The 22,171-nt window shown below is 66.9% G+C and carries 21 protein-coding genes and 1 pseudogene; 4 read left to right on the top strand and 18 right to left on the bottom strand.

Annotated elements, in window-relative coordinates; all coding sequences use genetic code 11:
* Positions 1 to 14: 14 nt before the first annotated feature.
* Together D106_RS0102955 and D106_RS0102960 are read right to left on the bottom strand one after the other, a co-directional pair.
* Positions 15 to 893, bottom strand: a complete 879-nt coding sequence (locus D106_RS0102955; protein WP_018866359.1) for an undecaprenyl-diphosphate phosphatase — start codon at positions 891 to 893, stop codon at positions 15 to 17.
* Between the two features lie 96 nt (positions 894 to 989).
* Positions 990 to 2,297 carry a methyl-accepting chemotaxis protein gene (locus D106_RS0102960; protein ID WP_018875513.1) on the bottom strand — a complete coding sequence of 436 codons (1,308 nt, stop codon included), beginning with the start codon at positions 2,295 to 2,297 and terminating at the stop codon, positions 990 to 992.
* Between the two features lie 200 nt (positions 2,298 to 2,497).
* On the opposite strand from D106_RS0102960, the gene D106_RS0102965 reads away from it, so the two are divergent.
* Together D106_RS0102965 and D106_RS0102970 are read left to right on the top strand one after the other, a co-directional pair.
* Positions 2,498 to 2,935, top strand: a complete 438-nt coding sequence (locus D106_RS0102965; protein WP_018875514.1) for an Rrf2 family transcriptional regulator — start codon at positions 2,498 to 2,500, stop codon at positions 2,933 to 2,935.
* A gap of 19 nt (positions 2,936 to 2,954) precedes the next feature.
* Complete coding sequence (locus D106_RS0102970) at positions 2,955 to 4,664, top strand: ExeM/NucH family extracellular endonuclease (RefSeq protein ID WP_018879152.1); 1,710 nt, start codon at positions 2,955 to 2,957, stop codon at positions 4,662 to 4,664.
* A gap of 17 nt (positions 4,665 to 4,681) precedes the next feature.
* On the opposite strand, the gene D106_RS0102975 is transcribed toward D106_RS0102970, so the two are convergent.
* The 4 genes and pseudogenes from D106_RS0102975 to D106_RS0102990 all read right to left on the bottom strand — a co-directional run bounded on the left by D106_RS0102975 (position 4,682) and on the right by D106_RS0102990 (position 7,932).
* On the bottom strand, positions 4,682 to 5,569 hold the full coding sequence (locus D106_RS0102975; protein WP_018866363.1) for a mechanosensitive ion channel family protein: 888 nt from the start codon (positions 5,567 to 5,569) through the stop codon (positions 4,682 to 4,684).
* 15 nt (positions 5,570 to 5,584) lie between these two features.
* Positions 5,585 to 6,394: a hypothetical protein gene (locus tag D106_RS0102980; protein ID WP_018879153.1), complete on the bottom strand. Its 810-nt coding sequence runs from the start codon at positions 6,392 to 6,394 to the stop codon at positions 5,585 to 5,587.
* 76 nt (positions 6,395 to 6,470) lie between these two features.
* A pseudogene (locus D106_RS14175) lies at positions 6,471 to 7,570 on the bottom strand (PA0069 family radical SAM protein).
* Positions 7,567 to 7,932: a DUF1992 domain-containing protein gene (locus D106_RS0102990; RefSeq protein ID WP_018879155.1), complete on the bottom strand. Its 366-nt coding sequence runs from the start codon at positions 7,930 to 7,932 to the stop codon at positions 7,567 to 7,569. Before D106_RS0102990 ends, D106_RS14175 begins: the two are co-directional and overlap by 4 nt.
* Positions 7,933 to 8,047: 115 nt before the next feature.
* Here D106_RS0102990 and D106_RS0102995 point away from each other — a divergent pair, with 115 nt between their 5' ends.
* Positions 8,048 to 10,012, top strand: coding sequence for a bifunctional diguanylate cyclase/phosphodiesterase (locus D106_RS0102995; RefSeq protein WP_018879156.1), 1,965 nt, complete (start codon positions 8,048 to 8,050; stop codon positions 10,010 to 10,012).
* 10 nt (positions 10,013 to 10,022) lie between these two features.
* On the opposite strand, the gene D106_RS0103000 is transcribed toward D106_RS0102995, so the two are convergent.
* The 6 genes from D106_RS0103000 to D106_RS0103025 form a co-directional block, all read right to left on the bottom strand.
* Entirely contained in the window at positions 10,023 to 10,502 is a 480-nt protein-coding gene (locus tag D106_RS0103000) for a hypothetical protein (protein WP_018866368.1), read from the bottom strand.
* 103 nt (positions 10,503 to 10,605) lie between these two features.
* Positions 10,606 to 11,640, bottom strand: coding sequence for a dihydroorotase (gene pyrC / locus D106_RS0103005; protein ID WP_018879157.1), 1,035 nt, complete (start codon positions 11,638 to 11,640; stop codon positions 10,606 to 10,608).
* Positions 11,641 to 11,696: 56 nt separating this feature from the next.
* Entirely contained in the window at positions 11,697 to 11,954 is a 258-nt protein-coding gene (locus tag D106_RS0103010; protein ID WP_018875521.1) for a DUF167 domain-containing protein, read from the bottom strand.
* A gap of 26 nt (positions 11,955 to 11,980) precedes the next feature.
* Positions 11,981 to 12,727 (bottom strand): class I SAM-dependent methyltransferase, encoded by a 747-nt coding sequence (locus tag D106_RS0103015; protein WP_018879158.1) that lies wholly within the window; start codon positions 12,725 to 12,727, stop codon positions 11,981 to 11,983.
* Between the two features lie 71 nt (positions 12,728 to 12,798).
* Positions 12,799 to 13,827 carry a hypothetical protein gene (locus D106_RS0103020; protein ID WP_018879159.1) on the bottom strand — a complete coding sequence of 343 codons (1,029 nt, stop codon included), beginning with the start codon at positions 13,825 to 13,827 and terminating at the stop codon, positions 12,799 to 12,801.
* 444 nt (positions 13,828 to 14,271) lie between these two features.
* Positions 14,272 to 15,105 (bottom strand): alpha/beta hydrolase, encoded by an 834-nt coding sequence (locus D106_RS0103025; protein WP_018879160.1) that lies wholly within the window; start codon positions 15,103 to 15,105, stop codon positions 14,272 to 14,274.
* Between the two features lie 124 nt (positions 15,106 to 15,229).
* Here D106_RS0103025 and D106_RS0103030 point away from each other — a divergent pair, with 124 nt between their 5' ends.
* Positions 15,230 to 17,428, top strand: coding sequence for a bifunctional (p)ppGpp synthetase/guanosine-3',5'-bis(diphosphate) 3'-pyrophosphohydrolase (locus tag D106_RS0103030; protein ID WP_018879161.1), 2,199 nt, complete (start codon positions 15,230 to 15,232; stop codon positions 17,426 to 17,428).
* Positions 17,429 to 17,527: 99 nt separating this feature from the next.
* Here D106_RS0103030 and D106_RS0103035 read toward each other — a convergent pair whose 3' ends face one another.
* The 6 genes from D106_RS0103035 to D106_RS0103060 all read right to left on the bottom strand — a co-directional run.
* A complete protein-coding gene (locus tag D106_RS0103035; RefSeq protein ID WP_018879162.1) occupies positions 17,528 to 17,917 on the bottom strand; it encodes a flagellar protein FliT in 390 nt (129 codons plus the stop codon).
* A gap of 51 nt (positions 17,918 to 17,968) precedes the next feature.
* The gene (gene fliS, locus D106_RS0103040) at positions 17,969 to 18,376 is read right to left on the bottom strand and encodes a flagellar export chaperone FliS (protein WP_018879163.1); all 408 of its coding nucleotides are present in this window, start codon (positions 18,374 to 18,376) and stop codon (positions 17,969 to 17,971) included.
* Positions 18,377 to 18,414: 38 nt separating this feature from the next.
* Complete coding sequence (gene fliD, locus D106_RS0103045; RefSeq protein WP_018879164.1) at positions 18,415 to 19,776, bottom strand: flagellar filament capping protein FliD; 1,362 nt, start codon at positions 19,774 to 19,776, stop codon at positions 18,415 to 18,417.
* Positions 19,777 to 19,986: 210 nt separating this feature from the next.
* Positions 19,987 to 21,198, bottom strand: a complete 1,212-nt coding sequence (locus D106_RS0103050) for a flagellin (RefSeq protein ID WP_018879165.1) — start codon at positions 21,196 to 21,198, stop codon at positions 19,987 to 19,989.
* A 225-nt stretch (positions 21,199 to 21,423) separates the two neighbouring features.
* A complete protein-coding gene (locus D106_RS15335) occupies positions 21,424 to 21,891 on the bottom strand; it encodes a flagellar protein FlaG (protein ID WP_369773045.1) in 468 nt (155 codons plus the stop codon).
* 32 nt (positions 21,892 to 21,923) lie between these two features.
* Positions 21,924 to 22,171 (bottom strand): flagellin (locus D106_RS0103060; RefSeq protein WP_018879167.1); only part of this gene is annotated, 248 nt, incomplete at its 5' end.

Consider the following 22,171-nt stretch of genomic DNA (forward strand, 5'->3'; position numbering starts at 1 on the left):
CTCGCGTGCCCCGATCAGTGGCCGTACATGATGTCCACGTCGAGGAAACCGAACAGGACCAGTAGCGCCAGCGCCCAGAGGTAGAAGGAGAAGACCTTCAGGTTGGCGCGGTACAGGAAGAACAACACCATCTTCAGCGACACAATCCCGACCAGCGCGGATACCACAAAGCCCACCGCCAGGGCCGTCCAGTTCAGGTCCCCAAGGCCGTTGCCGTTCAGGACGTCCAGCGACTGCACGGCGGTCGCCGCCAGGATCGTGGGAATCGCGAGGAAAAAGCTGTACTCCGCCGCCCAGCGCCGCTTGAGCCCGGTGAAGAGCGCGAAGACGATCGTCATACCGCTGCGCGAAAGCCCGGGAATCAGCGCGAAACCCTGCGCCACGCCGATGATCGCCGCGATCTTCGGGCTCAATTGGCGCAGGCCCAGCGGGCGCCGCTGCAACCGGTCCGTCCACCACAGCAGCACGCCGGTGAGGCTGAGCGTCCCGGCGATCAGCGTCGGGTGGGCAAACACCTGCTCGAACCCGGCCTTCAGGGTAAAACCCACGACGGCGGTCGCGAACACCGACAACCCGCACAGCAGCGCCAGGCGCAGGAACAGCATCTCGCGCCCCGCGGAGCCCCGGGCGGAGGCCCACTGCCAGCTCTCGCGGGCGATCCCGCCACTCAGCCGCAGCAGGCTCTTGCGGAAGACAAAGACAATCGATACCAGCGTGCCGACGTGCACCACCAGATCGAAAAGGATCATCTCAGGGCTTTCCGGAGGCGGCAGTGGCTCGCCCTGACGAATCAGCCAGTGCTGGGTCAGAACCAAGTGGGCGGTCGAGCTGACCGGAAGAAACATGAAGATGCCCTGCACGATCCCGAGCAGGGTGGCGACCCAGACTGTCATGACAGGTGCGACTCCGTGATCCCGAGGCGGGCCGCAGTATACGCAAACCACCTACCCGGCGTCGGTACCGGCGTCGCACCGCCGGCAAAAGCCCGGCTACACTCGGAACTGCGTCGTCAGACCTCGCAACTGCTCGATGCGCGCCACCAGGGCATCGGTCTCGCTGGCGGTGGCCTCGGCATTGGCCGCTGTCACCTGGGCCCCCTGACTGACCTCCGTGAGGGTGCCATCCACCTCGCGCGCGACCTCCGCCTGCTGTGACACGGCACCAGAGATCTCGTTGTTGAGATGCCGGATCCGCTCGACCGCCGAGCGGATCGACTGCAGGGCCTCGCCGGCACCGGCGGCCTCGTCCACGCCCGTTTCGCCCTTCTCCCGACTGCGCTCCATCGCCCCGGCCGCCGAGCGGGCACCCGCCTGCAGACGCTCGATCATGGCCTGGATCTCGGTCGTCGATTCCTGGGTCCGGGTCGCGAGCGTCCGCACCTCGTCGGCGACCACGGCAAACCCCCGACCCTGCTCGCCCGCCCGGGCCGCCTCGATGGCCGCATTCAGTGCCAGCAGGTTCGTCTGCTCGGCGATCCCGCGGATCACATCGAGCACCGAGCCGATCTGGTCCGACTCGGCCTGCAGACGCGCCACCTGTTCGTTGGCGGTGCCGATCTCGCTGGCCAGCTCGCGCATGGTGCGCACGGTTGTGTCGACCACGCCGGAGCCGGTCCGGGTCTCGGTCTCGGCCTGGTCGGCCGCCTCGGAGGCCGTGCGGGCGTTACGGGCGATCTCCTCGGCGGAGGCCGTCATCTGGTTCATGGCCGTCGCCACCTGGCCCAGCCGCGCCTGTTGCTGCTGCACCTCCTGATTCGTCTCCTCCGCCACGCGGTGCAGGGTGCCAACCGACTCCCCCAGCTCCCGTGCATGCTCCACCATCTCCGAGACCATGCGCTGCAGGCGCTCGATGAAGGCGTTGAACAGACGGGCCAGGCGGTCGATGCCGTCGTTGCGCGGGGCCTCGATGCGCTGGCGCAGATCCCCCTCACCCTCCGAGACCGCACGGAATCGCCCGGCCAGTCCCGCCAGGCGGCGACGGATCATGAACACGAACAGGAAGTACACCACCACGATCACGCCAATCGCCACGCCCAGCATCATCGCGTTGACCTGCCAGGCCGCGACATCCAGCAGCCGGTCCACCGCAGCGGCCACTTCGGCCTCCAGGGCCGGCGTGGTCGCGTGCTCCTGCATGACCTGCTCCAGGGTGGCCTCCATCCCGCCCTTCAGCGTGGCCGTATGCCAGAACACCGCCGCGGCGGCGATCAGGAAGAACACCCCGACAATCGCACTCAATGCGAGCGAGAAACGTCCCGCCAGCGAAAGGCGACTCAGCCACCCACTCTCCTGCTCCATTGCTGCCCCCTGATGCCGGTACACTCCGGCTTTTGTTATCGCTGTAACGACCCACCGGCCCGAAACTATAGGCCGTGGCGCACCTGTGCTTCACGTGCCCGCAACGCATGCGCTTGTGACGCAGGTCCGGACCGATTAAGGTTCTCTGAAATATACGTTCAAGCATATCCTCGATCACCGCGAACCGACGAAACCCTCCTATGCAGCTCACCCGCTATACCGATTTTTCCCTTCGCGTCCTGATGTACCTCACCGTGCAGCCGCGCGAGCAGCGCGTAACCGTCAGCGACATCTCCGAGCAGTTCGCCATCCCCCGCAACCACCTGGTCAAGATCGTGCACCAGCTCGGCCAGAAGGGCTACATCATCACCCGGCGCGGCAAGGGGGGCGGGATCTCGCTCGCCTGCGAACCCGCGGAGATCAACGTCGGCAGCGTAATCCGCGACATGGAGCCGAACCTGAACGTGGTGGACTGCGAGAACCCCGTCTGCCCGATCCTGCCCGCCTGCCAGTTGCGCGGTGTTCTCAACGACGCACGCGACGCCTTCCTCGCCGTGCTCGACCGCTACACCATTGCCGATGTGACCCAGGCGCCCGACTACCTCTACGAGCTCCTGCATCCCGGCAAGAGCGCCTGAACCCCGGTATCCTTCGGCCATGGAACGGCCCGACCCGGCACCCCGAAAACGAACCGCCCTGCACGCGCACACCGGCGCCCACTGGCTGGCCGTGGCCGTTCCGTGCCTGCTGGCGCTCGCGAGCGCCGACGCACGCCAGGCCTGTCCTGATCCCGGGACCACACCCACCCCCCTCGCCGAACTGCGCGCGGGGACCCTCCCCGAAGGAACGGAGGTGGTCGCGGAAGGCACCGTAACCGGCGTCTTCATGGACACGGACCAGCTGGGGGGCTTCTACCTGCAACAGGGCTCGGCCACCGGGGCCACGGGCCTGTTCGTCTACGCCCCACGAAGGGACCCGGTCGCGGCCGGGCAGCGCCTGCAGGTGCACGGCGCCTTCACCCGCCATCGAGGCCGCCCCCAACTCTCGCAACTGGACGCGGTGGTGACCTGCGCCGACGGCGAACCGCCCGCCCCCGTCGACCTGCGCCTGCCCGACGCAGCCGACCGGCTGGGCGACTTTATCGACCAGCCGGTCCGTTTCCCGCAGCGCCTGACGGTCACCGACAACCGGGACCTCGGCCGCTACGGAAGCCTGACGCTGGCCGCCGACGGGCGCCTGACGCACCCGGGCCAGACCGCCCCCGCGGACAGCCCGGGGCGCCAGGACATGGATCGGCGGATCGAACTGGACGACGGGAGCTATCGCGCGAACCCCGACCCGATCCCGTACCTCGACGACCAGGGGACCCGCCGCGCGGGAAGCTCGGTGGAAGGCCTCACCGGCATCCTCACCCACGCCTTCGGCGCGTACCGGATCCACCCCACCGAGCCCGTAGACTGGACCGGCGGCCAGCGTCCCGACCCGGTGCCAACCGCGGATGCGGGTGACCTGCGCATTGCCACCGCGAACATGGAGAATGACTTCGTCACGCTGGGCGAGCGTGGTGCGCAGACCCCGGCCGAGCGCCAACGCCAGACCGCCAAGCTGGATGCCCTGCTGCAGGGCCTGGATGCGGACCTGCTGGGCGCGGTCGAACTGGAAAACGCCGCGGCTGCGCGCGAGACCCTGGTGGCGCGCCTGAACGCCCGCCCCGGGGAGCGTGGCGAATATGCGGCCATCGTTCACCCGGCACCGGGGGACGACGCGATCAAGGTCGGCCTGCTCTACCGGCCGGAACGACTGCGTCTGGTCGACTCGGCCGCCGACCGCGATTCCGTCCACCACCGCGCCCCGCTGCTGGGCTGGTTCGAAGCGGGCGGTACCGGCGAACATCTCGGTGCCGTGGTCGTACACTTCAAGGCCAAGAGCGGCTGCCCCGACAGCGGCGATATCGACCGGGGCCAGGGCTGCTGGAACCAGCGCCGTACCGCGCAGGCCGAACGCCTCGTCGCCTGGATACGCGAACAGCAAACCGGCGAGTTCGCGGATGCCCCCGTCGTGGTCCTGGGCGATCTCAACGCCTATGCCGCCGAGGACCCCCTGCACGTCCTCCATGCCGCAGGAAAACACGATCTCGTGCACGACGACCCGAGTACCGCCCATACCTACGTCTTTCGCGGCCAGGCCGGGCAGCTGGACTACCTGCTGGGGCCCGACACGCTGCGTGAACGGGTCCGGGACGGCGCCACCTGGCCCGTCAACGCCGACGAGCCGGAATTCCTCGGATTTGATGGCCGCGCCCCCGCCGACGGGCCCTGGCGCGCCTCGGATCACGATCCGGTCTGGGCCGACCTGTACCTGGACTAGTCGGTGACTGCGGCCACTCAGTCGCGGGCGTCCGGTTCCGCAGGCACGGCGGCCTCCGCCTCGGCCGCCGACACGTTGTCGACAATCCGTACCGGCAACGGCCCGCCCAGGCTGCCCAGGGTCCTCTGCGGAAACGGGATGTCGATACCGGCCTCGTCCAGTGCCGCCTTCACCCCCTCGTGCATGGAGTTACGCAGGTCCAGGAATTTCTCCCGCCGCGCCCAGACCGAGAGCTGGATCTTCAACGCGGAGTCGCCGTACTCGAGGAAGATGAACAACGGCTTGGGCTCCTCCAGACAGACCGGGTTGCCCTCGGCGACCCCCATCAGCACGTCGCGCAACTGCTTGAGATCGGTGTGATAGGCGACCCCGATCTGCATGTCGAGCCGACGGATCGGGAACCGACTGAGGTTGGTCAGCTGGGACTTCACCAGGCTCTCGTTGGGCACCCGGACCATCAGGTTGTCGAAGGTCCGCAGCTTCACCGAGAGCGGATCGATGGACAGCACCTCGCCGGTGGCATCCCCCACCTTGATCACATCCCCGACAGAGAACGGCCGCTCACCGATCAGGAACAGCCCGGAGATCAGGTTGGAGGCGGAGGTCTGCGAGGCAAAGCCCAGCGCCACCGTGAGGATCCCGGCCGCACCCAGCAGCACGGTCAGGTCGAAGCCCAGCTCGCGCAGGGCCGAGGCCAGCACCAGGAGCACGATTACATAGAAGCTGATGCGCCGGGTCAGCATCACCTGCTGGGCATCGAGCTTGTCTTCCAGCACCCGCGCCAGCCCGCGCGACACCAGACGCGCGACCAGCAGACCCACCAGCAGATAAACCGCCGCGCGGACGGCCGCGAGGAACGCCTCGCTGGTGACGAAGGCCTGCGCGGCCTGTAGCCATTCGTTCATCGTGTGCGTCGCCCCCTACTGAAACAGGGCGCTGAACGCCCGCACCATTAAATGCCGTCCGCCGGCCTCGCGGGGCTCAGCGATACGCTGCGCCCCCGTCGCGGCCCCGGGCGGCCCCGGGTCGATCTTCATCGCCGCCATGTCACGGTCCTCCTCGCGCTCCATGCGCACAGCCGGGGTCCACAGCCGATGGTGGCGATCGGCATACACCGGCAGTCGCGGCACCGGCAGGTTCACGCGCTCCAGGAACAGGGCATCGTCCGCCTTGTTGGCGATGGTCAGCGGCGTCACCACGCGATGCGGCCTTTCCGGCACATCGGCCAGGTCCAGGCGCGCCTGGGTTCGGGTCGCGTAGCACAGCTCTCCATTCACGGTATTGGGGCCGAACCAGGTATCGGAAGGCGTATACACTGGGAATTCCTGCACCCGCGCCGCCCCCAGGTACAGCTGCACCCAGGCCGGCGAACTGAGGTACAGGGTGACCTGCCCGTGGGCCGGCACGTAGAACGGATTCTGCGGGCGGCTCACCATCGGACGATCGGCCAGGGCCACGCGCAGCTCCGGCTCGGCATCGGGCGGGGCCCCCGCAAACCGCAGCAGGTCCTTGGCACTAGCGGGAAAGGGTTCACTGCAGGGGACGTCGATCGCCAGGGTCGCGTCCGCCGCGTCACGCGGGCGCTCCAGCACCATCTGCCATTCCTGCCCCCCGTGCAGGAGCCACAGGTCCAGCGGACCGATGGACCAGCGACCGTGCGCGCCCGAGTCCAGCGGCCGGCGCCCCCACCAGGTCGCGGGATCGGTTCGCGTTGTCGAGGTCTCCGCCATCATCCCGTCCTTGCCATGCACGCCTCACTGTAAACCAGAAACGGACGCCCGGGAGACGGCGACGCGCGTTCCCCGCTCAGAAAAGGTCCAGTTGCCCCTCGCGGGAAGCCCGGCGCGGCCGCGCTGGCGGCACGAACTGGCTGCAGTCCAGTTCCACCAAGCGGCCACCCAGGCCCGCCCGCCGCCGGGCCAGCCGGAAGCGCTGGCGCAGCAGCTCGGCATACGGCCCCGCCCCGCGCATGCGGTGCCCGAAGGTCGAGTCGTACAACCTGCCGCCATGCGCCTCGCGCAGGCGCTGCAGCACATGGTCCGCCTTGAGCGGATGGTGATGGCGCAACCAGTCCTCGAACAGCGGCGCCACCTCGCGTGGAAGACGCAGCAGCACATATCCGGCGGCCACCGCCCCGGCGGCGGCCCCAGCCTCCAGCAGGGACTCCAGCTCGCCGTCCGTCAGCACCGGGATCAGGGGTGCCACCAGAAGGCTCACGGGCACACCCGCCGCGCTCAACCGCTCGATGGTCTGGAAACGCCGCTGCGGGGCCGCGGCGCGCGGCTCCAGGTGCCGCGACAGCCCGCGGTCCAGCGTCGTCACCGATACGGCGACCTGGACCAGCCCGCGCTCGGCCATCGGGCCCAGCAGATCCAGATCGCGCTCCACCAGGCCGACTTGGTCACGATCGACACCGGATGCCCGGTCTCCGCCAGGACCTCCAGCAGCTGCCGCGTAATCCGCCAATCCCGTTCCACGGGTTGATAGGCATCGGTGTTGATACCCAGCGCAAGGGGCGTCACACGGTGGGACGGGCGGGCCAGCTCGCGCCGCAGGCATTCGGCCGCGCCCACCTTGGCAAACAGCCGGCTCTCGAAGTCGAGGCCCGGGGACAACCCGACGTAGGCATGCGCCGGGCGGGCGCAGCAGTAGGCACAGCCGTGTTCACAGCCCCGATACGGGTTCAGCGAAAGCTCGAAGGGCACATCCGGCGACTGGTTCCATGACAGCACGCGGCGTGGATGCTCGACGGTCACCTCCGTACGCAGGGGCAGCGGCGCCTCGCCATCGCCTTCCCAGCCATCATCGAAGGGTTCGCTCCGGGTGGGCTCGAAGCGGGCATGCGGGTCGTGGGTCGCCCCGCGCCCCCGTGCAAGCCCCCTCGTGGGACCGCAGCGCTCGGTCATCGGGCCGACCCGTCCATGCGCTCGCACAGCTGGCGAAAGTAGCCGGACTCCGACACCATCGCCCGGCCTTCGCCGCTCTGGTTCAGCCGGTCCAGCAGGAGCCGCGCGGCGTGCTGCCGGGAGGCCTCGTCATCCGCCGCCTGCAGCAGGGCCTCCGCCGATGCGATCTCGCCCCGGATCCGCACCGCCTCCGGCACATAGCCGGCATTCTTCAGCACGCGATAGGCCATGCGCAGCTCTTCCGGCACCGCGCGGTCATCGTCCAGCTCCAGCGGCCGGCCAGCCCCCGGGAGGTCGTCGAACGCCCCGCGACGCGCCGCATCCGCCAGTTTCGCCTCGATTTGTGCCTCATTAAGCAGCATCGCTCGCCCCGTCAACCGCATCCGTTATGCCGGCCGAACCCGCCCTGTTGAGGACCGAACGGGTTTACCGTAAGGTCCGCCGCACCCGCACAACACGACCAGCGCACGGACCCCGATGGCAGCCACTTCGCGAGACAACCCGTCGGCGTCCGCCGTGCGTTCCCTCGCGCCGGCCCGCGAGGCCCTGCGCGCGGACCCGCGGTTCGACACCTACCTGACTCGGCAGATCCCGGTGCTGGTGGCATTATCGCTGCTGCCCGGGCTCGGGTATATCCTGCTGGGCGCCCTGCACGATGCGCTTGTCGCGGCCGCCTCCTGGTACGCGGTGATGTTTGCCGCCTCGCTCTGGGGAGTCCAGCTTTTCTGGCGGTACCACCGATCGCCGCTGTCACCGGAGCAGCGCAGCCGCTGGCGCCTGCGGCTGACGCTCTTTCTTTATCTCTACCTGGCGCTGTGGACCTGGATCTTTCTGGTCTTCGTGCGCCTCGACGCCCAGAACCTGCACTACATCTCCATCTTCACGCAGATCGGCGCCACCACGGTCGTCGCGGCCCTGCTCTACCCGGCCCCGTGGGTCTTCCGCCCGTTGATCCCGGCCATGATGGTGCCGCTGGCCGGCTACTTCCTGCTGATCGGTGACTGGTATGGCTACGTCCTGGCCGCCTTCTCCGCGACCCTGGCCCTGGTGCTGTACTACGCCGCCAGCAGCAGCTTCGGGCTTCTGCGCGACAGCCTGTATCAGGCCTCGCACGACGCCCTCACCGGGCTCAACAACCGCGCCGCCTTCATCGAGCACCTCGAGCAGAGCCTCGAGGTGCTGCAGCATCATCGCCAGCATTCGTTTCTGCTGCTGATCGACCTGGATCATTTCAAGACGGTCAACGACCTTCTGGGCCACGACATCGGCGACGAGTTGCTGAAGTCCGTGACCCGCGACTTCGCCAACACCCTGCCGCCGGGCCACCATCTGGCCCGTCTGGGCGGCGACGAGTTCGTGATCGTCGCCCCCGGAAAGGAAGACCGGCATACCTGCGAACGGGCGGCCCGGCGCCTGGCGCACTCGCTGCTGCGGGTGGTCAAGACGCCCTACATCATCCGCAATCATCATCTGCATGTCAGTGCCAGTATTGGCATCCGCCTGATCGAGCCGCACGCGGGGATCGACTCGCACCAGCTGGTCCGCGAGGCCGACATCGCCATGTACGAGGTGAAGGACCGCGGGCGCGACGGCGTGGTGGTGTTCAGCGACGAACTGTCGCGGGCGGTGGAACGGCACCTGCAGATCGAGCGCTGCCTGCATTTCGCGCTGCAGAACCGGGAGATCGAGGTGCTCTTCCAGCCGCAGTTCGACCGCGACGGCCGCATCCGCAGCGCCGAAAGCCTGATCCGCTGGAACAGCGCCGAACTGGGCCCGATTTCCCCCGCGGAATTCATCCCGATCGCCGAGCAGACCGGCTTCATCAGCGAACTGGGCGACACCGTGATCGCTCGGGCCTTCCAGACCCTGCGCAACTGGGATCGCGCCGGCTTCCACCTGGAACAGCTCGCGATCAACATCAGCCCGCGCCAGCTGGTGCACCTGAACTTCGTGCAGCGCATGCAGGAGCTGATCGCGCGCCACCTGGGCCGTGAACACGCGCATCGCATCACACTGGAGATTACCGAACACGTCGTCGCCGAGGATACCGACCGCGTCGTGTACATCATGCAGGCCCTGCGCGACATGGGCCTGCGCTTCTCGATGGACGACTTCGGCACCGGGTTCTCGTCACTGAGCTACCTGAAGCGCCTGCCGTTCGACGAACTCAAGATTGATCGCAGCTTCGTGCGTCAGGTCGACCACGACCCAGGTGATCAGGCGATGGTGCGGACCATATGCGACATCGCCCGGCAGTTCGAGCTGGAAGTCGTCGCGGAGGGGGTCGAGACCGAGGCCCAGCATCAGTGGCTGGCCACGCACGGCAATCTGCGCTTCCAGGGCTACCTGTTCGCCCGCCCCATGGACGCCGGCGCCTTTCTCGACTATTGCCAGGGAATCCCGGCACCGAGCCGTGCGGTGGCGCCGTCGACCGGAAGGTAGCGGCCCGGGATCAGGCGCCGCCGGTCGCGGCCGGCACCACCCATAGCGTGAGCGACAGCAGGATCGCCGTCAGGCTCACCCCGATGATCGGCAGCATCATCACCCCGGCCAGCGCCTCGCGCCGAAACAGGCGCACGGCCATCCCGCCCAGCGTCAGCGTCCACCCGATCGCGACAAAGAACGCCAGGGCGTTGAGCTCCGCGCGCCACAGCAGGATGAGCGCCACCGGCAGCCCGAGATTCAGGATCACGACCCCCATCTCCTGGCTCCCCGCCGCCCGTCCGGCGGACAGGGCATAGGCGTACGCCGCCCAGACCATCAGCAGGCCGAAGCCGAGCGCACCCGCCGCGGGCGAACTGAGCGGGGCCCGCAGGATGGCCGCCCCGGCCGGTTCCAGCCCGACCCCCAGCGCAATGATCAGCAGCGCCACCCCCAGGCTGATGGCCAGCCAGAACCACAGGGTTCCGCGTTGCACATTCGGTTCCGTCATATCCTGGTCCTCGTCCTGTCGGTGGCTGCCTGACCTGCTGACCGCGCGCGTCCTTCAGGGTTCGCGTTGTCCGATCGCACCCTGGTTACGGCCCGGCCCCTGATTACCGGGCCAGCTGCCAGGCAATGGTCTCGCCCGCGCGCAGCGGTACACCCGGGTCATGGCCGAAGAGTACTGCCTCGGGCACGGTCCAGGGTGAGCGTTCCAGCGTCAGGGTGTCGGTGTTGCGCGGCAGTTTGTAGAAATCGGGCCCGAAATGGCTGGCGAATCCCTCCAGACGATCCAGCGCATCCGCGGCGGCAAAGGCCTCCGCATACAGCTCGATGGCCGCATGCGCGGAATAGATTCCGGCGCAGCCACAGGCCGACTCCTTCGCGTGGCGCGGATGCGGCGCGCTGTCCGTGCCCAGGAAAAAGCGCGGATGGCCGCTGGTCGCGGCCTCCATCAGTGCCTTGCGATGGCGTTCGCGCTTGAGGATCGGCAGACAGAAGTGATGCGGGCGCATCCCGCCGGCAAACAGCGCATTGCGGTTGTAGAGCAGATGCTGGGGCGTGATGGTGGACGCGACATTGGCGGGCCCGTCCTGGATGAACTGTACGGCCGACTCGGTCGTGATGTGTTCCAGCACCACCCGCAGCTCCGGAAAATCCCGGATCAAGGGCTCCAGATGGCGCTCGATGAACACCGCCTCGCGATCGAAGATGTCCACGTCCGGATCCGTCACCTCGCCGTGGATCAACAGCGGCAGATCCACCCGCTGCATGGCCTCGAAAACCGGGTAGCAGCGGCGGATATCCGTCACCCCGCTGGCCGCGTTGGTCGTGGCCCCGGCCGGGTACAGCTTCACCCCGTGCACAAAGCCGGAGGCCTTTGCCGCGTCGATCATGCCCGGGGTCGTGCCCTCGGTCAGATAGAGCGTCATCAGGGGTTCGAAATCGGCCTCCTCCGGCAACGCCGCCAGGATGCGGTCGCGGTACTCCGCCGCGGCCTCCAGCGTGGTCACCGGCGGCTTCAGGTTGGGCATGATGATCGCGCGCCGGAAGCGGCGCGCGGTATCCGGCAGCACCGACGCCAGCACATCGCCATCCCGCAGGTGCAGGTGCCAGTCGTCCGGTCGGGTCAGGGTCAGGAGGTTCATCCGTAGTTCCCTTCGCAGGGGCCCGCACGGTACGGGCCCGTCACAGTCATCAGTTATCAGGATAGCGCGGAGCGCAAGTCGGTCTCGGACCAGCCCTCCACCAGTAACGTCTTGTTACGCGAGTTCGCGCCTGCCACCACCCGCACAGCCGACTTCGGGCATGCCAGTTTCGCTGCCAGCAGCTCGATCACGGCCGCATTGGCGCGGCCCTTCTCCGGAGGCGCCTGGACCTGCAGCTTGAGGGTCTCCCCCATCCAGCCGGCCACCGCGTTGCGCTTGCTGCCCGGAGCGACCTTCACCTTCAGCCGCGCCATGCGAAACACTGAGCCATGTATACGCTCTACTCGGCGGGCCGCGTCGCCATGTAGGCACTGAACACGCCCAACTGCACATCCCGCTGCACGTCCTCGAACCCGACCGCGCGCAGGGTGTCCTGGATCTCTTCCGGCGGCACGCAATGGTCGATGGTGTCCCAGAAATAGCGCATCAACAGGTGGCCGTCGGGATCGCGGGTCAGCACCTTGCCGACGAACGGCACGAAGTCCCGGAAATAGAAACGCGCCAGCGCGAACTGGCGCCGGGTCCGTGGCCGCGAGACCTCCAGGATGGTGCAGCGACCGCCCGGCTTGAGCACGCGGAAATACTCGCTGAACAGTTCATGCAGATCCCGCACATGGCGCAGCCCGTAACCCATGTACAGGCGGTCGAACTGGCGGTCCGGCAGCGGCATCTGCTCGCCGAGGCTCTGGACGAAGGTCGCGTCCATCTTGGTGCGGGCGATGTCCATCATGCCCCGGCTCGGATCCACGCAGGTCAGATGGTCGTCGCCCACCACCTTCCGGATCTCCTGCGCGACCGGCCCCGTCCCGGTCGCCACATCCAGGACGTTCATCCCGGCCTTCAGGCCGGACTTCTTCAGCACGAAGCGGCGATAGGCCTGCCCCGTCCCGAAAAAACCGACCCGCAGGATGCGGTCATAGTACGGGGCCGTCCGGTCGAACAGGTCGTCGACGTAGGCGCGGCGGCTGCCCTCGTCCCCGTAGTAGTCCTTCAGGACCGGGTGCGGCTTCTTGGTCGTTGGCTGCATTGCGTATTCTCCCAGGCAGGGGACCAGGGGCCGACCAGACGCGGCGGCCGACCCGGTCCGGCGTCAGTTCGTCATGGCATTGCGAGCGCCTCGCACAGGCGCTCCGAGTACTGTCCCTCGATCTCCACCAGCAATTCCTCGCGACAGATGTCGCCATGCAGCAGAAGCCAGGGGATGTGGTGACCCAGGCGCGCCCGCAGGTGGTTCTCCACGGCGGGCGCATCCTCGGCGTGGCGCAGATAGACCTTGAGCAGCGAGAGCGCCTGCGGCGTTTCCGCTCGCACCGGGTGGTGGGTGGAGGCCTGCTCCAGCAAAGCCCCGATATTGCGCAGGCTCTCGTCAATCTGCGCCTCGAGATCCCCCACATGGCGGCTTTCATGGCCCACGATGCTGGCCGTGCCCGAAATGAACAGCTCGGCGGCCTGCGGGCCCGGCTGCCAGAGGCTGGCGCGGGCAAACGAGGGGCTGCGCGGCCCGTACTGCCGGGGGTAGCGGTAGGCACTGACCTGGCGCGGATTCTCGATGCGCGCCGCGGGCTCGCGCGTCGCAATGAAGTAGATCAGCAGGCCGTCGGAGTGCGTGCCGATCGCCGTGGCCGCCGGCAGGACGCGCTCGTACTCCGGCAAGGCCTCGAAGACCTGCGCACGCCCGCTGCAGAACCCGCGATAGCGCTCCTGCCCGTCGACCGGATCATTGATGGCCGGGAGGTAGTTCCAGACCCGCACCAGGTGGTCAAAGCCCAGCGCCCGACAACCGGACAGGATCTCGCGGTAGGCGCGTTCCGTCAGCGGTTCCGGGTCCGCGCGGGCATCCAGCGGCGCGTGCCAGCAACCCACCAGGCAGTCGCGGCCGCGCAAGTAGGTCAACGAGCCGTCTGCCCCTGTCTCCCCGCGTACGCCGTCCGGCAGCGACCAGCATTCCACCCAGTCCGTATCGCGGCCCAGCGGCTCCAGCCCCACGTGGATCTCCAGGCGTCCGGGCTTGCGCTCGACACCACAGGTGCGACCAAAACGAATCACCACGGACGCCGAGGCGCCGTCCGGATCCTGTGCTCGACGGTAGGTGACCGTCAGCGGGGCTTTGTCAGCGGATTCCATCATTCGGTGGGAGCGGGAGGCGCATCGCCTCTCCATCGGCATCCATTCCGGCCAGAACAGCGGCGCAGTCTACCAATCTCCCGCGCTGGAGACACGGTCTCCCGGCGGGCCGGGGCACGCCAGGGAAACACTGATCCATGTACACACTCGCGCTCGAGTCGCTTTTGTGTGCGAACAAGGCGCGGTGAGCGAAGTGTAGCCGAGCTACATAAGCGAGCCGCAACGCCGGTCGCATGCCCGTTATTGATCAACAACGGGCGGCCGAGCCCCTTCTTTCAATGGCTTGTGGGGTTGGCACCCCAGGTTCCCCGATCCTGGGTTGCGGCCCTTGCCGGCAGAATCACTACCGGCTGCGCACCGCGCCTGGTCTCGGAAAACCTGGGGTGCCAACGCGAGTGTGTACATCGATCAGTATTTGCCTAGATGTGGAGTCTCGCAGGGCTTCCGTCAGGGCTCGTCAAGCTCGATACCCGCCTCGGTCAGAAATGCCCGCAGGCCTTCGAGGTAGGCATCCCCGGTGGCCAGAAAGGCCTCGTTATGGCCGCCTTCCATTTCCAGCAGTCGGGCCTGCCCGGCGGCGGCGTACAGCCGTTCGGCATGGGCAAACGGCACGATCTCGTCGTCCGTGCTGTGGGCCAGCAGCAGCGGCGCGGTGATGGCCTCGATGCGGCTCAGGGTGTCGTATTCGTGGCGCAACAGGGCCCGCACCGGCAGCCACGGATAGTGGCGTGCTCCGAGATCCGCGGCCGAGGTAAAGGCCGATTCCAGGATCACCGCGCCCGGCTCCACCCCGGTGGCCAGATCCGCCGCCACCGCCGCCCCCAGGGAGCGCCCGAACACCACGACCGAGTCGGGGACGATCGAGCGCCCTTCCGTCAGGTACTCCCATGCGGCGCGGGCATCCGCGTAGGTGCCCGCCTCGTCCGGGCGGCCCGCGCTGCGGCCATAGCCGCGGTAGTCGATGATCAGGACGGCCAGTCCCAGTTCATGGAAGAGCTGCAGGGAGTGCAGTCGGTGGCTGATATTGCCGGCATTGCCATGCAGAAACAGCAAGACCGGCGACTCCTCGCCCTGCGGCGACGGCACGAACCAGCCATGCAGCCGCACCCCGTCGGCAGTCACCAGTTCGACGTCTTCGTAGTCCAGTCCAATGCGTTCCGGCGTGCTGGTCAGGTTGCTGGAAGGCATGTAGACCAGACGGTCTTGGGTCACGAAGATCAACCCGGTCATCAGGGTGTATCCGAGCCCTGCGAGCACCAGGATCTTGAACAGATTGGCCATACCCCGATCCTGACCGCCCATTCGCCCCTGTGCAAGGCAAACACCGAGCGTGTGAAGCGCTCTCGCCCGTGCGCCCGGACCGGTACAATGCCCGCGAACGATCTGGCTGAAACGACCCTACCCCATGCGCCATTCGCTGCTTACCAATACGGATCTGCAGGGCCTCGACCGCGATGCGCTGCTGCGCCACTTCGCGGGCAGCCAGCCGCTGGACGATTCCACCGGCCAGCAACTGGCCGAGGCACTGGACCTGGCGCTGGAGGCGGTCGAGGCCGCCGGGCTCGAATCCCACCCGCTGGACGTGGCCGAGATCCTGCGCCACCTCAACGTGGACCGCCAGACGCTGATCGCAACCCTGCTGGTACCGGTCTATCTGGCGTCCCGGATCACCCCGGCTCGGATCGAGACGGACTTTGGTGCGGCCATCGCGCGTCTCACCACCAATGTCGCGGCCCTGGTGCGGCGCCGTTTCGAGGCGCCGGCGGGCCGGCCGGAACAGGCCGAGCGCCTGCGCCGCATGCTGATGGCGATGGTCGATGACGTACGCGCCGTGCTGATCAAACTGGCGTTCCGCGTGCAGCACCTGCGCCTGCTGGTACGCGAGCCGGATGACAGCGCCCGCGCCCTCGCGCAAGAGACCCTGGACGTCATCGCGCCCCTGGCCAACCGCCTGGGCGTCGGCCAGCTCAAGTGGGAGATGGAAGACCTCGCCCTGCGCATCCTGGAACCGGAGACCTATCGCGAGATCGCCAGAGGCCTGGAAGAAAACCGCACGGAAAGAGAGACCTATGTAGAAGCATTTGCGCAGACTCTTAAGGACCGCCTGCGCGCCGAGGGCATCGAGGCACGGGTCTTCGGGCGGCCCAAGCACATCTACAGCATCTGGAAGAAGATGCAGCGCAAGCGGACCTCGCTGTCCGAGTTGTACGATCTGCGCGCCACCCGCGTGATCGTCGACCAGCTGGCCACCTGCTACACCGTACTTGGCATCGTCCACAACGACTGGCGCCACCTGCCCAGCGAATTCGACGACTACATCGCCAACCCCAAGGACAACGGCTACCAGTCACTGCACACGGCCGTGGTCGGACCGGAGGGCAAGGTCGTGGAGGTGCAGATCCGCACCCGCGAGATGGACGACTTCGCCGAGCTGGGGGTCGCCGCCCACTGGCGCTACAAGGAAGGCGGGCGCGAGGACCAGGCCCTCAACCGCGCCATCAACAGCCTGCGCCAGCTGCTGGAGGCCGCCGACAACAACGACCAGAACCTGCTCGACGAGATCCAGAGCGAGCCCCTGCACCAGCGCGTGTTCGTGCTTACCCCCCAGGGCGAGGTACTGGATCTCTCCCTGGGCGCGACCCCGCTGGATTTCGCCTACGCCGTCCATACCGAGGTCGGCCACCGCTGCCGCGGCGCCAAGGTGGACGGGCACATCGTGCCGCTCACCTACAGGCTGAAGTCCGGCGAGCGCGTCGAAGTCCTGACCACTCGCGAGGGCGGCCCCAGCCGCGACTGGCTCAACCCCAATCTCGGCTACCTGAACACCGCCCGCGCCCGCTCCAAGGTCCGCACCTGGTTCCGTCAGCAGCACCAGGACGAACACCTGGCCACCGGCAAGCACCTGTTCGATCGCGAATGCCAGCGTCTCGGCTGCGGACAGGACCTCGACCGCGGCGCCCTCGCCGAGGCCATGAAGTACCAGACCTTCGACGAGCTGCTGGTCGCGCTGGGTGCCGGCGACATCACCACGGCCCAGATCGCCGGGCGCATCTCCCAGCAGATGCGCGAAACGCGGGGTCGGGAAAAGCCCGCCACGCCGCCCGCGCCCCAGCGCCCGCGGCGCCATGACGGCGAGGCAAAAGAGGACGACATCAAGATCCGCGGCGTCGGCGGCCTGCTGACCACCCGGGCGCGCTGCTGCAACCCGCAGCCCGGAGACCCCATCATCGGCTTCATCACCCGCGGTGCCGGCGTCTCCGTCCACCGCAGCGACTGCGTGAACATCCTGCGCATGCCGGAGGAAAAGCGCGGCCGCCTGATTCCGGTCTCCTGGGGCGAAGAACCGGAACGCGAGGCCATCACACTGGAAGTGGATGCCCATGACCGCCCCGGCCTGCTCGGCGAGGTCGGCAACGCCTTCTCCGAATGCGGCATCAACCTCCTGCGCGTGAACACCCAGACCAACCGCGAGGACCGCAGCGTGCGCATGGAACTGGAAGCCGAATACAGCGACCTCGGCGAGCTCAGCAACCTCTTCGACCGCCTCCAGGCCCTCGGCAGCATCCAGACCGTCCGCCGCCTCCCACCCACGGCCTCCACGTAGACATGTAGGAGCCCAGCCCTCTGGGCGATCCGGGCCTGCCCAGTGCCGCATCGCCGAGAGGGCTCGGCTCCTACAGGAGATACGGAACAGGCTTCTGCCCTAACCCTCGGGATGCCCCCGACCGGTGCGCATGGAATGTCGGCGGGTCGTCTCGTAGGCGTTGGTGCCCTTGCGACCGGATTTCAGTTCGCGGATCTGCTGCGCGACCTCGGTGCGGCGCTGGTCCAGCTCCTGCACCGAACTTTCATAGAAGCCGCCAAGCTCCTCGAGCGCGGCGCGCAGTGCCGCCCCGGAGTCATCGCGAAGCGGCACCGGCTCCGGGCCGAAGGCCCGTTCAACCAGGCTGCGCGCCTGCCGATCCAGCTCCTGGAGCTCTTCCCAGTCCTCTTCAGCCACCGCGCGCGCCATGTGGGCGCGGATCGCCTCGACGGCATCTTCGAGCGTGGCTTCCGAACCGGCCCCACTGTTCGAAGTGGCGGGACCGCTCATGGGTAAAGGCCGGACTCAAAAACCGCGCAAAGAGCCATGCAAGGCCTTCCGCTAACCGGCGCGGCGCTGGTCAGCCGGGATCTCGTCCCAGCCCGCCTTGATCTCGCGCAGCAGTTTGGCGACTTCGTCCAATGCGGCCGGATCGTTCTGCGCGTTGGCCTCCAGCAGACGCCGGGACATGTACTCGTACAGGGCATCCAGATTACCCGACAGTTCCGGATTGTGCTTGTGGTCCAGCACGGCGCGCAGCGATTCGACGATATCGATCGCCTTGCCGATCTTCTCGCCCTTCAGGCCCACGTTGCCCTGTTGCATCGCACCCTTGGCCACGGCGATCCGCTCCAGCGCGCCCTCGAAGAGCATCTGGATCAGCCGGTAAGGGTCCGCTACCTGGGCCTCGGCCAGCGCGCCCGACTGCCGGTACTGGTTCACCGCTCGATTCATGCCCGGTCCGTACATGCGTTGCTCTCCGTTATCCGTTCGCCCCAGCGGCGCGACTATCGACGAGAATTGTTCTGGGCCAGCGGCATATTCGCCAGCTGGTTGGTCAGAAAGTCGCCCGTACTCTGCATCTGCGCTACGGCGGTATCCATGCGCGAGAATTGTGCGATGAGGCGGCTCTCCATGCGCTCGAGGCGGACATCCAGCCGCTCTCGCTGCTGTTCGATACGTTCCAGGTCGTTACGCAACCCGTCGGTACGGTTCCCGATCAAGCCGTCCGGTGCAACGAAGGTCCGGGTAACCTCTTCCATGCGTCCACCGACTTCACGCACGACCTGGGCAATACTATCGAAGTCGTTGTTATCCATTGCTTGATTAAAGCGACTGGTGTCGAAATTCAGCGTCCCGTCGCGATTCGAGACAATCCCCAGTTCGGCCAGCGTCTGCACCCCCGAATCCGGCACTCCGGCCTGCTGCAACAGGGCCTCACTCAAGCGGCTGCGCACACCGCGCACGGTACTGTCACCCGTCAGCACCGACGGCTCGTCGTCCTCCACGTTGTAGGACGTCAGTTCTCGGGTTTGCCCGACCAGCGTGTTGTACTGCTCGACAAAGCCCTGCAGGGCCTCGCGCAGCGCGCTCTGGTCTTCCCGCACCGAGACTGTAGCCGGGGCCGTGGAGGTGCCCTGCAACTCGATCGTGATGCCTTCAATGGCGTCGTCCAGGGTGTTGGTGGCGCTGGTCACGGTCACGCCGTCGATTACCGCCTCGGCATTCTGCGCGGCACGCGTCTCGACCAGGTTGCTGCCATCCAGTCGCGCCAGACCGCTGCCGGCCGGGTCCTCGGTCGCGGTCAGCGAGATGGTGTTGTCCGCGCCCGTCTCGGAGGAATTCAGCACCAGCCGCGCACCGTTACCATCGTTCACGATAGACGCACGCACGCCCGCACCGGCCTCGTTAATGGCATCGCGTACATCGCGCAGCGTTTCGCCTTCTTCGACATTGATCGTCACCGGACTGCGATCCCCCAGCTGCAACTGCAACTGCCCGGCCCCGACTTCGGCATTACCGTCCGCAAAATCCCCTGCGGCAGTGGCGAGGGCCTGCGCCTGCGCCAGCTGGTTCACCTGCAGTGAGAACGCGCCATTGGCCGCGGTGCCGTCGGCACTCACGTTCGCCACGCTGTCGTCGGAGATCGAGGCCGTCTGATTCAGTTCAAATCCGGACAGAGACAGCAGCGAACCCTGGAGCTGTTCGATCCCGTTGCGCAGGTTCCCGAAGGCCGAAATCTGTGCCTCGATGCGCTCCTCGCGCTGGTTGAACCGCTGCTCCTTCGGAACGCGTTCGGCGTTCAGCAGGTCACCTACAATCTGGTTCAGATCCAGGCCGGACCCCACACCCATCGCGCTGATTGCCATCGTATTGCTCCTCGCAGGTCGACGTCTCGACCGCCTCTGTGCACGTACAACACCTATAACGACAGCCTAGCGCAAATCTTGATCCCCTACCGCGCAAATTCTTTGCCGCCGCAAAGCAAAAGGGCCGCACCCTGCTGGATGCGGCCCTCGAAACCGGCGCAGGCGGCCCGGGGTGGAGCGGCCTCCCCTCTATACCCAACGCGAACCCGCTTACTGCAGCAGGGCCACCACGTTCTGCGGAACGGCGTTCGCCTGGGACAGCACCGATGTGCCCGCCTGCTGCAGCACCTGCGCCCGTGTAAGCTCCGCCGTTTCCGTCGCAAAATCCGCATCGCGGATCCGCGAACGCGCATCCGACAGGTTCTCGGCACTCACACTCAGGTTGTCGATCGTGGACTCGAAACGCACCTGCACCGCACCCAGCTCCGCGCGCAGGCTGTTGACCTGGGTCAGCGCCGCGTCCAGTGCGCCAATCGCCTGGCTCGCACTCTCGCGGGTGATCACGTCGATGTCGGTCAGGTTGACCTGGGTTGCAGGCACCGGATCACCGAATACCGGCGTCGCTATGGCGCCTCCGTCCAAGTCAGTGACAAAAATGTCGTCTCTTACATCAAACTCGGCATCGAAGGCCCCGTTGATCACGATCCCCGTATTGCCTTCATTGTCTACGCGCAGGGCCGCACTCAGCCCGGCTTCGGTGATGGTGCTGTTGCCGGCAGAGGCGTCCTTGATCGCTCTGTTAATCTCGCGCACTACTTCATCCAGCGTCGTCGGCCCCGTAAAACCTGCGGTTACTACCTCACCCGTGAAAGCGCCATTTTCGTTAAGGACGATCTCGAAGGGTCCGATGAACTGGAAGCCTTCTTCGATCTGCTCCTTACTGAAACGAAGATCAGAAATCACCTCAGTTGTACCGAGCTGGGAGGTCCGCGAGTCCACGCCGCTGACCGCAATGGTCTGGCCCTGGTTCGCGCCCACCTGGAAGAACAGGTCCTCCACACTGCCGTCCAGCACACGGCCACCGTTGAACTCGGTGCTGTTGGCGATCCGCGAGACCTCGGCCATCAGCTGCTGAACCTCGTCGTTCAGCGCCTGACGGTCGGAAGCCGAGTTGGAATCGTTCGCCGCCTGCACCGCCAACTCTCGTGCACGCTGCAGCGCATCGCCCACGGTACTCAGCGCACCCTCGGCCGTCTGCGCGAACGAAATCCCGTCATTGGAATTACGCACCGCCTGGTTCAGACCGCGAATCTGGGTGCTGAAACGCTCGGAAATGGCCAGACCGGCCGCGTCATCCTTGGCGCTGTTGATCCGCAGGCCCGAGGACAGACGCTCCAGACTCTGCGCCAGTGCGCCCTGAGAATTCCCCAGATTGCGCTGCGCGTTCAGGGACAAAACGTTGGTGTTGATAACCTGGGACATTACCCCCTCCCTGTAAGCCCCGAAACTGGGGCAACGAAGGCCCAATTAGCCCTCTCTATGCACCTTTATCTGCCGGAGACCCGGCATCTTTAGACCCGGCCGGCAGTTTCTTGCCGTGCGTCCGGCAACCCCCCGTCACCACAATCAAAAAGGGCCGACCCCGAACCCGGGACCGGCCCTTCTAGGCACCATCATGCGGACCGGGGCGGCGCCTCCCGGAAGGCATCAGGCCTGATCCTCTAGGCCTGTACCGCCCAGCTCCTGATCACTCTGGAACCGCTCCACCAGGGCCAGCACGGCCTCCGGCGGGATCTGCCGGATCACCTCTTCGCGTTCTCCGTCCATCACCGTGATCACCGTGCGGCCACTGGCATCGTCCACACTGAACTCCAGCGCCCGCTTGGTGGATTGCAGGTAGGAATTGATCGACTCCACCACTTGGGTGACCTCGTCCATGTCCATGGCCTCGATCGCCGGTCCGGTGGAACCACGAGCCGTTGATTCCGTATTACTGTCCGCACGAACCACGGCCTCCGGCCGCCCTTCGCCACGAACAAGACCCGCACCAGGACCCGGGGCCTTGACCGCTTCGCCCCCGCGCGGGTTCACTGCCACCAGCGGTGATGTGATACTGCCGATTCCATCACTCATGTCGCTGTCCTCTTCAGAAGGAGAGGATGGCGCCCTCGCCATCCTCCCTCAACCAGAAGCCCGAGTGATCGAGCTTACTGCAGCAGGGCCAGCACGTTCTGCGGAACCGCGTTGGCCTGCGACAGCACCGAAGTACCCGCCTGCTGCAGCACCTGGGCGCGGGTCAGCTCCGCCGTCTCCGCCGCAAAGTCCGCATCCCGGATCCGCGAACGCGCGTCCGAAAGGTTCTCGGAACTCACGCTCAGGTTGTCGATGGTGGACTCGAACCGCACCTGCACCGCACCCAGCTCCGCGCGCAGGCTGTTCACCTGGGTCAGCGCAC

The sequence above is a fragment of the Thioalkalivibrio sp. ALE9 genome (assembly GCF_000377445.1).
GTDB lineage: Bacteria > Pseudomonadota > Gammaproteobacteria > Ectothiorhodospirales > Ectothiorhodospiraceae > Thioalkalivibrio.